Here is a 12,880-nt window from a genome sequence, read left to right as displayed (position 1 = left end):
TGCGCCCGAATGAAAGACGCCGCCGCGGCCCTGTTGGGCTGCGGCGGCGTTGATTGATTCCAGCGACCCCGCTTAGAGGGCGACGCGACGGGCGCTGTCGCGCTGGCGGGTCAGCTCTTCGGCGACCAGGAAAGCCAGTTCCAGCGATTGCGACGCATTCAGACGCGGGTCGCAAGCGGTGTGGTAGCGATCCGACAGATCCTCATCCGTCACGGCCCGCAACCCGCCGGTGCATTCGGTCACATCCTTGCCGGTCATTTCGAAATGCACACCTGCGGGCACGGTGCCTTCGGCCTGATGCACGGCGAAGAATTCGCGCACTTCGCGCAGGACCGAGTCGAAGGGACGCGTCTTGTAGCCGGTCGAGGACTTGATCGTATTGCCATGCATCGGGTCGCAGGACCAGACGACCTTGGCCCCCTCTTCCTGCACGGTGCGGATCAGCCGCGGCAGGTGATCGCCGACCTTGCCCGCACCGAAGCGCGCGATCAGGGTCAGGCGGCCCGGCTCGTTTTCCGGGTTCAGCTTGGCCATCAGGATCTTGAGATCCTCGGCCGTGGTGGTCGGGCCGCATTTCAGGCCGATGGGGTTCAGCACGCCCCGGCAAAACTCGACATGGGCGCCATCGGGCTGACGGGTGCGGTCACCGATCCAGATCATATGGCCCGAGCCCGCCACGGGCTGGCCAGTGATCGAGTCGATCCGGCACAGCGCCTCTTCGTATTCCAGAAGCAGCGCCTCGTGGCTGGTGTAGAACTCCACGCTGGCCAGTTCCGGCGCGGTGACCGACGAGACCCCGGCGGCATTCATGAAGTCGAGCGCGTCGGAAATGCGGTTCGACAGCTCGCGATAGCGTTCGGCCTTGTCATGTTCGGCAAAGCCCAGCGTCCAGGCGTGGACCCGGTGGATATCGGCGAAGCCGCCCGTGCTGAAGGCGCGCAGCAGGTTCAGGCTGGCGGCGGCCTGGGTATAGGCCTGCAGCATCCGTGCCGGATCGGGGGTGCGCGCTTCGCGGGTGGCTTCGAAGCCGTTGATGATATCGCCCTTGTAGGAGGCCAGCTCGACGCCATTGATCATCTCGGTCGGGGCAGAGCGCGGCTTGGCGAATTGCCCGGCCATGCGGCCGACCTTGATGACCGGCACCTTCGCCGCAAAGGTCAAGACGACCGCCATTTGCAGCATGACACGGAACGTGTCGCGGATATTGTCGGCCGAGAATTCGGCGAAGCTTTCGGCGCAGTCACCGCCCTGGAGAAGAAAGGCCTTGCCCTCGGCCGCGAGCGCCAATTGCTTCTTCAGCTTGCGCGCCTCGCCGGCAAAGACCAGCGGCGGATATTTCGACAGCTGCGCCTCGGCCTGCGCCAGGGCGCCGGCATCGGGATAATCGGGCATCTGGATGCGCGGTTTCGCGCGCCAGTCGGTCTTGGTCCAGCCCTTGGTCATGGCAGCCTCCAAAGCGGCAAGTCTAAGGTCGTTTGCGGTAACAAAGCCGCCCTATACAGATCCCGGCGACCGGATGCAAAGGGCTTTGCCCCAAAGCGCAACAGGCTTGCAACAGAAGGTGATCAAAGCCGACAGATGGATGACGTTTTCGCCCCTTGCGAGTGACAGGATTTTGGCGTTCGATGCCGTCAAACGACAAGACAGGTCGCAAAACATGCCCAGCCCCGAGCGCAAGGCCAGCCATGCCACGCCCCAACAGGCGCAGCGCCGCTTTGTCTTCCTGCTGCTTGACCATTTCACCATGCTGGCTTTCGCCAGCGCCATCGAGCCCCTGCGCATCGCCAACCGGGTGATCGGACGGCCCGCCTATATCTGGGCGCTGGCGGGCGAAGGGGGCGAGACGGCCACCTGCTCGAACGGTACCTCCTTCAAGCTGGATATCGGGCTTGAGGAAATCGAGCGCGACGATGTTCTGCTGGTCTGCGGCGGCATTGACGTGCAGCGGGCGACGACACGGGGCGTGCTGAACTGGCTGCGGCGCGAGGCGCGGCGCGGGGTGACGGTGGGTGGCCTGTGCACCGGCGCCTATACGCTGGCGCGCGCAGGGCTTCTGGATGGCAAGAAGGCGACGATCCACTGGGAAAACCAGGACGGATTCCTTGAGGAATTCGAGGAGGTGCGCCTGACGAAATCGGTTTTCGTGATGGACGGCAACCGCTGGTCTACGGCGGGGGGCACCTCGTCGCTGGATCTCATGCTCAAGGTGATCGCCGCAGATCATGGCGAGGAAGTCGCGAATACCGTGGCGGACCAGTTGATCTATTCCTCGATCCGCACCGACCAGGACACGCAGCGCCTGTCGATCCCGACGCGGATCGGGGTGCGGCATCCGAAGCTGTCGCAGGTCATCCAGATGATGGAAGGCAATATCGAAGATCCGATGTCGCCCGCCGATCTGGCCGAGGAAGTCGGCATGTCGACCCGGCAATTGGAACGGCTGTTCCGGCGCTATCTGAACCGCAGCCCCAAGCGCTATTACATGGAATTGCGTCTGCAAAAGGCGCGCAACCTGCTGATGCAGACGGATATGTCGGTGATCAACGTGGCCCTGGCCTGCGGCTTTGCCAGCCCGTCACATTTTTCGAAATGCTATCGCAGCCATTACAACACCACCCCCTATCGCGAGCGTGGCACCCAGGGCATTCCCGGGGCGATCGCGGTGCGGCTGTCGATCTGACGGGATGCGCGGCCCGCAGGCCGCGCAAGGTTTTGCTTCAGGCCAAAGGATCGGGGCCGAAGCGGTTGTCGCCGGTGTTGCCCTTCTGGCAGAAAAAGACCAGCAGGATGATGGCACCCACGAGCGGAATAAGCGCGATCAACAGCCACCAACCCGAACGATCCGTGTCATGCAGGCGGCGAACGCCGACGCCGATGCCCGGCAAGAGGTTGATCAGCATCCAGATGATGCTCAGCGGCCCTCCGGCAAAGGACGCCGCCATCGAACCATCGCCCATAGCCATCATGCTGCTGCCAAGGCCCAACTGGACCTCGATGAAGCCGATGATGACCGACACGATCAGGTTGAACAGAACGAACCACCAGTACTCCGACCGAGGCGCCCGGTCGCGGAAGTTGACGTAATTTCCGTAGACGTGTTTGACGGCCTGCATGAAATCCATGTCTGTCTCCTACCCCTTCTGGAAAGGTGGGATCAGACTACCACATCTTGTGGCGCTCGCGAAGCCGTGATCAGTGCGTGAACACGCTGGCCCGGTTGCCTCAGCCCTCGGCCGGGGCAAGGCGAAAGACGGCGCCGGCCCCTACCGACAGGAACCAGATCGACCCGTCGGGCGCCTCGGCCACGTCGCGGACGCGGAGGGTCTCGGCACTGCTCAGCCGTTCCTCAGCCCAACCGGTCTGGGCGGCGCTGTCGGGGTCAAGCCGCGCGAGGAAATCGCTGTTCAGCGAGCCGGTGAAGACATCGCCCTTCCAGGTGGGCACCAGGGCGCCTGAATAGACCATCAGGCCCGAAGGCGCGATGGAGGGATCCCAATAATGCAGCGGCTGCTCCATCCCGTCCCTGGCAGTGCCCTCGCCAATCGCATCGCCGCCGTAATTCACCCCGTATGAGATGACCGGCCAGCCATAATTGCCACCCTGTGCCGGGGCGTTCACCTCATCACCGCCCTGCGCGCCATGTTCCACCGTCAGAAGCCGCCCCGACAGGTCCAACGCCGCACCCTGAAGGTTGCGGTGGCCGATGGACCAGATTCCGGGCCGCCAGCCCTTGACCGCGACGCCGGGCGTGCCGTCGGCGTTGAGCAGCACAACCTTGCCGATGGCATTGCCGCCATCCTGCGCCGCCAGTCCCTCGGGGCCTGTGCCGCGGTCGCCGGTGGTGACGAAGACCTGGCCCTGCGCGGTCTCGACCAGGCGCGAGCCGAAATGCCGCCCGCCCTCGGCCGCCTCGGCCAGAAAGACCGGCGTAAGGTCTTCCAGTGCCGTGCCATCGGCGGAGAGCGTGCCGAAACCGGCTGCGGTTGCGGACCCACCCTCGACCGGCGCGGCCCAGGTCAGCCAAACCCGGCACGAGGTTTCGAAATCGGCCGGGACCATCACATCCAGAAGCCCGCCCTGCCCTTCGGCATAGACGTCCGGCAGGCCCGAGACCGAGACCGCGCCAGATGCATCGGCCAGGAGCAGCCGCCCGTCCCGCTCGGTCACCAGGAAACGGCCGTCGGGCAGGAAGGCAAGGCCCCAGGGCTCTTCCAGCCCGTCTAGCACCGCCGTCACGTCCATCGTCCCCGCTGAAGTCTCAAGCGTTTCAGCATTGGCGATGAGGGGCCATGTCAGGCCAAACGGGGTGAAGACAAGCGCAAGCGCCGGGGCGAGACGCATCAGGAGATCCTTCCGGTTGTGGTCTGGGCAAGATTGGTCGCCATAGGCGCGCTGCCAAGGCGGAATGGCGCATCTGACGGGCTTGTGACCGGCAGAGAGCGCCGCTGCGCCCCGCCTAAGTGTGTGTTGAAGGCGCTTTTCTTTTCAAATGCACCCCTCTAGGCTCATCACAGGATTGCGATCCAATCAGGGAGACAGACAATGAAAAAACTGCTGCTGGCCACGTCGGCCTGCGCGCTTCTGGCGGGCGCCGCCCACGCCGAAGACGTAAAGCTTGGCATTCTGATCGGCTTCACCGGCCCAATCGAATCGCTGACGCCGAACATGGCTGCCGCTGCCGAACTGGCGATGACCGAGGCCAATGCGTCGGGCGCCGTGGCGAATGGCTGGAACTTCGTGCCGGTCCGGGCTGACTCGACCTGCGGCGACGCCGCCGCTGCGACCGCCGCTGCCGAGCGTCTGATCACCTCGGATGCCGTTCATGGCATCATCGGCGCCGACTGCTCGGGCGTGACCCGCGCCGTGCTGACCAACGTGGCGATGCCCAATGGCATGGTGATGATCTCGCCCTCGGCCACCTCGCCCGCGCTGACCCAGGACGAGGACAATGGCCTCTTCTTCCGCACCGCGCCCTCGGATGCGCGCGAAGGCGAAGTCGCCGCCGACATCCTGGTCGAGAAGGGCGTGAAATCGGTCGCCATCACCTATACGAACAACGATTTCGGCAAGGGTGAATCGGAATTCATCGAGAAGTTCTTCAAGGAAAAGGGTGGCAACGTCACCATCAATGTCAGCCATGAAGACGGCAAGGCCGACTATTCGGCCGAAGTCGCGGCTCTGGCCTCGGCGGGTGGCGATGTGCTGGTCGTCGCGGGCTATCTGGATCAGGGCGGCAAGGGCATCATCCAGGCCGCGCTCGACACCGGTGCCTTCTCGACCTTCTACCTGCCGGGCGGCATGATCGGCGACTCGCTGCCGCAGGCCATCGGCCCGGCGCTGGACGGCTCTTACGGCGACATCGCCGCTTCGGATGCCGAAGGCAACGTCATCCTGAAAGACATCGCCGCGGCCCTGCCGACGCCCTTCGACAGCACCTCGGCCTATGCATCCGAATCCTATGATGCGGCGGCGCTGTTCATCCTGGCGATGCAGGCGGCGGGTTCGACCGATCCCAAGGTCTACAAGGACAAGGTGATGGAAGTCGCCAATGCGCCGGGCGAGAAGATCAACCCCGGCGAATTGGGCAAGGCGCTGCAGCTGATCGCGGAAGGCAAGGACATCGACTATCAGGGCGCGACGGGCGTCGAAATGGTCGATCCGGGTGAAGCCGCTGGCCGCTACCGCGAGATCGTGATCAAGGACGGCAAGGTCGAGACGGTCAAGTATCACTGACCCGGCCGCGCGAGGCATGAAACTTCCGGCCCGGGCTTGACCCGGGCCGGATGCAAAAATAAGCCGTCGGGCAAAAGAACCGGCAACGGCATTCGGGGACGCTATGATCAGGGTTGAAAACCTGCACCGCCATTTCGGCGGCTTTAGAGCCGTTGACGGCGCAAGCCTTGAGATCCGCAAGGGCACGATCACCGGTTTGATCGGGCCGAATGGCGCGGGCAAGACCACGCTTTTCAACGTCATTGCCGGTCGGCTGCCGCCCACGTCGGGCCGCGTCTTCATGGGCGATGAGGATATCACCGGCCTGCCGCCGCATGACCTGTTCTCAAAAGGCCTGCTGCGCACCTTTCAGATCGCACATGAGTTCGGCTCGATGACGGTGCGCGAGAATCTGATGATGGTTCCGGGCGACCAGTCGGGCGAGAAGCTGTGGAACGCCCTGTTTCGCCGGGGCGCTGTTGCCGAGGAAGAAGCGCGGGTCCGCGCCAAGGCCGATGAGGTTCTGGACTTCCTGACCATCAGCCATCTGGCGGATGAGAAGGCGGCGAATATCTCGGGCGGGCAGAAGAAGCTTCTCGAACTGGGCCGGACCATGATGGTCGATGCCAAGATCGTCTTTCTGGACGAGGTCGGCGCCGGGGTGAACCGCACGCTTCTGAACACGATCGGCGAGGCGATCGTGCGGCTGAACAAGGAGCGTGGTTACACGTTCTGCGTGATCGAGCATGACATGGATTTCATCGGCCGTTTCTGCGACCCGGTGATCGTGATGGCAGAGGGCAAGGTTCTTGCCGAAGGCACGGTCGATCAGGTCAGGAATGACGAGCGGGTGATCGAGGCCTATCTGGGCACCGGATTGAAGAACAAGGTCATGGAGGAGCACAGCCATGGCTGAACCCTTCCTGATCGGCGAGGCGATGACCGGCGGCTATGGCGCGGTCGATATCCTGCATTCCTGCACCCTGGCCGTCGAGCCGGGAGAGATCGCGGTGATCGTCGGCCCCAATGGCGCCGGAAAATCGACGGCGATGAAGGCCGTCTTCGGCATGCTGAAGCTGCGCCAGGGGTCCGTGCGGCTGGCGGGCGAGGACATCACCCAGCTTTCCCCGCAGGCGCGGGTGCGCAAGGGCATGGGTTTCGTGCCGCAGACCTCGAACATCTTCACCACCATGACGGTGGAAGAGAACCTCGAGATGGGGGCTTTCATCCGCACGGATGACACCATCGCCGAGACGATGGGGCAGGTCTATGATCTCTTCCCGATCCTGAAACAGAAACGCCACCAGAAGGCGGGCGAATTGTCGGGCGGCCAGCGCCAGCAAGTCGCGGTCGGTCGCGCGCTGATGACGCGACCGCGGCTCTTGATGCTGGACGAGCCCACGGCGGGCGTCTCGCCCATCGTGATGGACGAATTGTTCGACCGCATCATCGAGATCGCCCGCACCGGGATTTCCATCCTGATGGTGGAACAGAATGCAAGGCAGGCGCTGGAGATCGCACATAAGGGCTATGTGCTGGTCCAGGGCGCGAACCGCCATACGGATACGGGTAAGGCGCTGTTGGCCGACCCGGAAGTCCGTCGGTCGTTCCTGGGGGGATGAAATGACGCCCCGCTTTACCCCGCTCGCCGCGCTGGCCGCTGTCGCAATGCCCGTCCCGGTGCTGGCCGAAAGTTATGTCTGCACGCTGGCCGCCATGTGCAACACCGAAAGCGCCACATGCAGCACCGAGGCTGGCACCGAGAACCCGCCCTTCCGGCTGATCATCGCCGAGGACGGCAAGAGCGCGCACCTGACCACCACAGCCGAGGGGGTAGACCTGACCTTGCTTGACCAGACGGCGCTGGGGCGCAGCTTCCTGTTGCGGACCGGCGAGACCGGCATCGGCATCCTGACCCTTGCCGCGGATGGCGCGTTGGCGGCGGTGTCGAACGAGCACACTTCGGGCGGGCTGATCGGCACCGCCACCCAGGGCACATGCGCGGCGGAGGCGGGCTGATGGATCTTCTGAACGCCCTGACGGCCTTCGCCAATTTCATCCTGGTGCCCGGTCTTGCCTATGGCAGCCAGCTTGCGCTGGGGGCGCTGGGGATCACGCTGATCTTCGGCGTGTTGCGCTTTTCCAACTTTGCCCATGGCGACACCATGGCCTTTGGCACGGCTTTCGTGATCCTGTTCACCTGGTGGTTCCAGTCCTTGGGCATCACCGCCGGGCCCTTGCCCACGGCGCTTCTGGCCCTGCCCTTCGGCATCCTGGTCACCATCGCCATGCTGCTGGCCACCGACCGCGTGGTCTATCGCTTCTATCGCAAGCAGAAAGCCAAGCCGATCATCCTGGTCATCGTGTCGACCGGCGTCATGTTCGTGATGAACGGGCTGGTGCGGATGATCATCGGCACGTCCGAGAAGAATTTCGTCGATGGCGCGCGCATGGCGTTGACCCCGCAGGACTTCAAGGCCTGGACCGGACTGACCGAGCCCCTCGCGATCAAGACTACCGCCGTCGTCTCGGTCGTGGTGGCGGTGATCTGCGTCGTTTTCCTGTTCTGGTTCCTGCAAAAGACCCGCACCGGCAAGTCGATGCGCGCTTTCGCCGACAATGAGGATCTGGCGCTTCTGTCCGGCATCAACCCCGACCGGGTGGTCATGGTGACCTGGATTATCGCCGGCACTCTGGCCTGTACCGCAGGCACGCTCTACGGCCTGGACAAGAGCTATCGCGTCTTCGTCTATTTCGGCCTCTTGATGCCGATGTTCGCCGCCGCCATCGTCGGCGGCCTCGGCTCGCCCCTGGGCGCCATCGCGGGGGGCTTCATCGTCGCCTTTTCCGAGCTGCTGGTCACCAATGCCTGGCGCAAGATCCTGGGCTATCTGGTGCCGCCCGACTGGCTGGGCGACGGGCTGTATCAGGCGCTGTCGACCGATTACAAGGTGGCGGTCAGCTTCGTCATCCTGATCATCGTTCTGCTGTTCCGCCCGAACGGCCTGTTCGGAGGCAAGTGACATGACCCGTTCCCTCCCCGTCGATCCCGCCAGCCGCACCCGCCGCAACCTGCTGATGTTCGCGGGCGTGGCAGTGCTGTTCCTGCTGACCGGCCTGTTCCAAAGCTGGAACCTGTCGCTCAACATCCTGAACCTGGCGCTGCTTTCGGCGATCATGGCGATCGGGGTGAATATCCAATGGGGCTATGCGGGCCTCTTCTCGACCGGGATCATGGGTTCGGTCGCACTTGGCGGGCTGGCGGTCGTGCTGGTCTCGGGCGCGCCGGTGCCACAAGCTTGGGAAGGGGGCTTCCAGTCGGGCGCGCCCCGCATCCTTTCGGCGCTCGTCTTCGCCGCCTTCGCCATCTTCCTGGCCGGGCGGCTCTATCGTGCCCTGCCCCGTCCGCGCCTGCGCGCTCTGGCGCTGACCGCCTTTCTGATCCTGGCCTTCTTCATCTATCGCGAAATCCTCGACCCCGCTGTTCTGGCGGTCGAGGCCTTCAACCCGACCCAAGCCGGCAATATCGGCGGACTGGGCCTGCCCTCGCTCTGGGCCTGGCCCATGGGCGCCCTTCTCGCCGCCGCCGCCGCCTGGGTGATCGGCAAGATCGCGCTTGGCCTGCGCGAGGATTATCTGGCCATCGCCACGCTTGGCATTGCCGAGATCGTGGTCGCGGTGATGAAGAACGAGGATTGGCTCGACCGTGGCGTGAAGAACCTGGTCAACCTGCCCCGGCCCTGGCCCGTACCGCTGGAAGTCGATCTTCAGGCCAATCCGGCCTATCTGGATCTGGTGAATGGCATGGGTCTCGACCCGGTCGCCACCTCGACCATCTTTGTCAAATTGCTCTATGCGGCCTTGTTCGGCGGGCTTCTGGTCTTGCTGATCTGGCTGACCGAGAGGGCACTGAACTCGCCCTGGGGCCGCATGGTCCGCGCCATCCGCGACAATGAGGTCTCGGCTGCAGCGATGGGTAAGGATGTGAAGTTCCGCCATCTGCAAATCTTCATCATCGGCGCCGCCGTGGTCGGGCTGGCGGGGGCCATGCTGACCTCGATGGAAGGGCAGTTGACCCCGTCCAGCTATGTGCCGCTGCGCTTTACCTTCCTGATCTGGGTAATGGTGATCGTGGGCGGCTCGGGCAACAACTGGGGCGCGGTGCTCGGCGGCTTGCTGATCGGCTGGCTGTACCTTGCCGTCGAGTTCCTAGGCCCGCAGCTGATGGATGCGCTCACCGCGAGCCTGCCTCCGGGTGATCTGAAGGCGCGGTTGCAGGAAACGGCGGCGCATATGCGGCTTTTGACGCTGGGCGTGGTGCTTCTTCTGGTACTGCGCTTCGCGCCCAAGGGGCTTATTCCGGAAAAGTAGCGCCCTTCGACGGGCCGCACCCGAGCGCGTTAAAGGTCACGCCACTGGTTCTTGCGCCAGTGGCGTTTTCGTTCGGTTTGCCTGTGGCGCTTGCACACCGAGATACTCGGTCAAGGCGTCTACGCCAATTAGCGACATATCTTGTCGCAAAATCTCATGCCCTCGGCCCGCGCTGCGGCCAATCTGCCTGCAATCCTGCAGATGGAGTCTTGCGCAGATGAAAACCCATGCCCGCGTGGTGGTGATCGGCGGCGGTGTCGTCGGCTGTTCGGTCCTCTATCACCTGACCAAGCTCGGCTGGTCCGATGTCATGCTGATCGAGCGGTCGGAACTGACCTCGGGATCGACCTGGCACGCGGCGGGCGGCTTTCACACGCTGAATGGCGACACCAATATGGCGGCGCTTCAGGGCTATACGATCCGGCTGTACAAAGAGCTGGAGGCGATCACCGGCATGTCTTGCGGGTTGCACCATGTCGGCGGCGTGACCCTGGCCGACAATCCGGCGCGGTTCGAACAGCTCAAGGCCGAACGGGCCAAGCACCGCTACATGGGCCTCGATACCGAAATCGTCGGCCCGCAAGAGATCCTGAAGCTGACCGAGGGGCTGGTGAATCTCGAAGGCATCATCGGCGGGCTTTACGACCCGCTGGATGGCCATCTGGATCCGTCGGGCACCACCCATGCCTATGCCAAGGCGGCGCGGATGGGCGGGGCAGAGATCGTGCTGCACAACCGTGTGCTCGAGACCAACCCGACCAAGGATGGCTGGGAAGTCGTGACCGAAAAGGGCACCGTGACCTGCGAGCATCTGGTCAATGCCGGCGGCCTGTGGGCGCGCGAGATCGGGGCGATGGCGGGGGTCTACCTGCCGCTTCTGCCCATGGCGCACCAGTATCTGGTTACCGATGATGTCCCCGAAATCATGGAGATCCTGAAAGCGGGCCGCGAATTCCCGCATGTGATGGATCCGGGCGGCGAAAGCTATCTGCGCCAGGAAGGCCGCGGCTTCTGCATCGGCTTTTACGAAAAGCCCTGCGAGCCCTGGTCGCTGGACGGCACACCTTGGACCTTTGGCCATGAGCTGCTGAACGAGAATTTCGACAAGATTGAAGAGTCGGTCGCCTTTGCCTATCGCCGCTTCCCGGTGCTGGAACGCTCTGGCGTCAAGCGGGTGATCCACGGCCCCTTCACCTTTGCTCCCGACGGCAACCCGCTGATCGGCCCGGTGCAGGGCCTGCGCAATTACTGGTCGGCCTGCGCGGTCATGGCAGGTTTCAGCCAGGGCGGCGGCATGGGTCTGGCGCTGGCGCAATGGATGATCGAGGGCGAGGTCGAACGCGATCCGCGCGGCTTCGACGTGTCGCGTTTCGGCACCTGGACCTCTGCGGGCTATACCGTGCCCAAGGTGATCGAAAACTACCAGATGCGCTTCAACGTGTCATATCCGAACGAGGAACGCCCGGCCGCGCGGCCCTTCCGCATGACACCGATGTATGATGTCTTCGACGGGATGAACGCGGTCTGGGGCCAGCAATACGGGCTGGAAGTGGTGAACTACTTCGCCCTGCCCGGCGAGCCGCGCCATGAGACGCCGACCTTCAAACGCTCGAATGCCTGGGAGGCGACATCGCAGGAAGTCCGCGCCCTGCGCGAAGGCGTGGGCATCAACGAATTGCAGAATTTCGGCAAGTATCTGGTCAAGGGGCCTGGCGCGCGGGCCTGGCTGGACAAGATCATGGCGGGGCGGATTCCGAAGCCCGGACGGCTGTCGCTGACGCCCATGCTGGCCCAGTCCGGCAAGATCATCGGCGATTTCACCGTCTCCTGCCAGTCGGAAACCGAATTCCAGCTGACCGCCAGCTATGGCGCCCAGGGCTGGCACCAGCGCTGGTTCGACGATCATGCCACGCCGGGCGTGACGGTCGAGAACATCTCGGACAGCCGCTCGGGCTTTACGATCGCGGGCCCCGGCGCGCGCGATCTGCTGGCCAAAGTGACGCGGGCCAATGTGTCCGCCGACGCCTTCAAGTTCATGGATGTGAAGAAACTGACCGTCGGCATGGCGAATTGCATCGTGCAGCGCGTCAGCTATACCGCCGATCTGGGCTATGAGATCTTCTGCGACATCCATTCGGTGCGCCACCTCTGGGATGTGCTGATGGCGGCGGGCAAGGATATGGGCATCCGCCCCTTTGGCATGCGCGCGATGATGAGCCTGCGGCTGGACAAATGGTTCGGCAGCTGGGGCCGCGAATTCAGCCCCGACTACACGCCCGCCGAAACCGGGCTTGACCGGTTCATCGCCTGGAACAAGAGCGCCGTCTGGATCGGCAAGACCGCAGCCACGGCGGAAAAGGCCACCGGCCCGAAACGCAAGCTGGTGACCATGGTGGTCGATGCCAAGGATGCCGATGTCGTCGCCTGGGAACCGATCTGGCTGGATGGCGCTGTGGTGGGCTTCTGCACCAGCGGCGGCTTCAGCCACTGGACCGGCAAGTCGGTGGCGCAGGGCTTCATTCCGGCGGATCGCGTGAAGGACGGGCTGGAACTGGAGATCGAGATCCTGGGCGAGAAGCGGAAAGCCAAAGTGCATCTCGAGCCAATCTGGGACGATGGCGGGCGGATGCGGGCCTAACTGCTCGAAGCGGCGGTATCAACCCACTCATCCCATTGAGAAATCAGATGCCGGGCCAAGCCCGGCATTTTCGTTGAAACTACTTTTCGCTAGAATTTGGACCAAGCCTCGCTGCGCGGCATCTGCGGAGTTTGCGCTGCTTGGACCTATGGACAGGTG

11 protein-coding genes are annotated in these 12,880 nt (G+C 63.9%); 8 read left to right on the top strand and 3 right to left on the bottom strand.

Annotated features, from left to right (window positions below):
- Positions 1–72: 72 nt before the first annotated feature.
- Positions 73–1,443 carry a class II 3-deoxy-7-phosphoheptulonate synthase gene (locus ACED67_RS02085; RefSeq protein ID WP_395539867.1) on the bottom strand — a complete coding sequence of 457 codons (1,371 nt, stop codon included), beginning with the start codon at positions 1,441–1,443 and terminating at the stop codon, positions 73–75.
- Between the two features lie 214 nt (positions 1,444–1,657).
- Between ACED67_RS02085 and ACED67_RS02080 the strand changes: the two genes are divergently transcribed.
- Complete coding sequence (locus ACED67_RS02080; RefSeq protein ID WP_395539866.1) at positions 1,658–2,680, top strand: GlxA family transcriptional regulator; 1,023 nt, start codon at positions 1,658–1,660, stop codon at positions 2,678–2,680.
- Between the two features lie 37 nt (positions 2,681–2,717).
- Here ACED67_RS02080 and ACED67_RS02075 read toward each other — a convergent pair whose 3' ends face one another.
- Complete coding sequence (locus ACED67_RS02075) at positions 2,718–3,122, bottom strand: DUF805 domain-containing protein (RefSeq protein WP_395539865.1); 405 nt, start codon at positions 3,120–3,122, stop codon at positions 2,718–2,720.
- Between the two features lie 100 nt (positions 3,123–3,222).
- Positions 3,223–4,341 (bottom strand): PQQ-dependent sugar dehydrogenase, encoded by a 1,119-nt coding sequence (locus ACED67_RS02070; RefSeq protein ID WP_395539864.1) that lies wholly within the window; start codon positions 4,339–4,341, stop codon positions 3,223–3,225.
- A gap of 201 nt (positions 4,342–4,542) precedes the next feature.
- Between ACED67_RS02070 and ACED67_RS02065 the strand changes: the two genes are divergently transcribed.
- The 7 genes from ACED67_RS02065 to ACED67_RS02035 all read left to right on the top strand — a co-directional run bounded on the left by ACED67_RS02065 (position 4,543) and on the right by ACED67_RS02035 (position 12,721).
- Entirely contained in the window at positions 4,543–5,733 is a 1,191-nt protein-coding gene (locus tag ACED67_RS02065; RefSeq protein WP_395539863.1) for an ABC transporter substrate-binding protein, read from the top strand.
- Between the two features lie 103 nt (positions 5,734–5,836).
- Positions 5,837–6,628 (top strand): ABC transporter ATP-binding protein, encoded by a 792-nt coding sequence (locus ACED67_RS02060; protein ID WP_395539862.1) that lies wholly within the window; start codon positions 5,837–5,839, stop codon positions 6,626–6,628.
- On the top strand, positions 6,621–7,334 hold the full coding sequence (locus ACED67_RS02055) for an ABC transporter ATP-binding protein (protein ID WP_395539861.1): 714 nt from the start codon (positions 6,621–6,623) through the stop codon (positions 7,332–7,334). Before ACED67_RS02060 ends, ACED67_RS02055 begins: the two co-directional genes overlap by 8 nt.
- Before the next feature lies 1 nt (position 7,335).
- A complete protein-coding gene (locus tag ACED67_RS02050; protein WP_395539860.1) occupies positions 7,336–7,731 on the top strand; it encodes a hypothetical protein in 396 nt (131 codons plus the stop codon).
- Positions 7,731–8,735, top strand: coding sequence for a branched-chain amino acid ABC transporter permease (locus tag ACED67_RS02045; protein WP_395539859.1), 1,005 nt, complete (start codon positions 7,731–7,733; stop codon positions 8,733–8,735). The genes ACED67_RS02050 and ACED67_RS02045 overlap by 1 nt, the downstream gene beginning before the upstream one ends.
- A gap of 1 nt (position 8,736) precedes the next feature.
- Positions 8,737–10,083, top strand: coding sequence for a branched-chain amino acid ABC transporter permease (locus ACED67_RS02040; protein WP_395539858.1), 1,347 nt, complete (start codon positions 8,737–8,739; stop codon positions 10,081–10,083).
- A gap of 217 nt (positions 10,084–10,300) precedes the next feature.
- Positions 10,301–12,721, top strand: a complete 2,421-nt coding sequence (locus tag ACED67_RS02035; protein ID WP_395539857.1) for a GcvT family protein — start codon at positions 10,301–10,303, stop codon at positions 12,719–12,721.
- Positions 12,722–12,880 lie beyond the last annotated feature (159 nt).

It is taken from the genome of Neotabrizicola paludis (assembly GCF_044142105.1).
Lineage (GTDB): Bacteria > Pseudomonadota > Alphaproteobacteria > Rhodobacterales > Rhodobacteraceae > Pseudogemmobacter.
The sequence above is the reverse complement of the archived record's forward strand: the minus strand, read 5'-3'. Positions and strand labels throughout refer to the sequence as shown.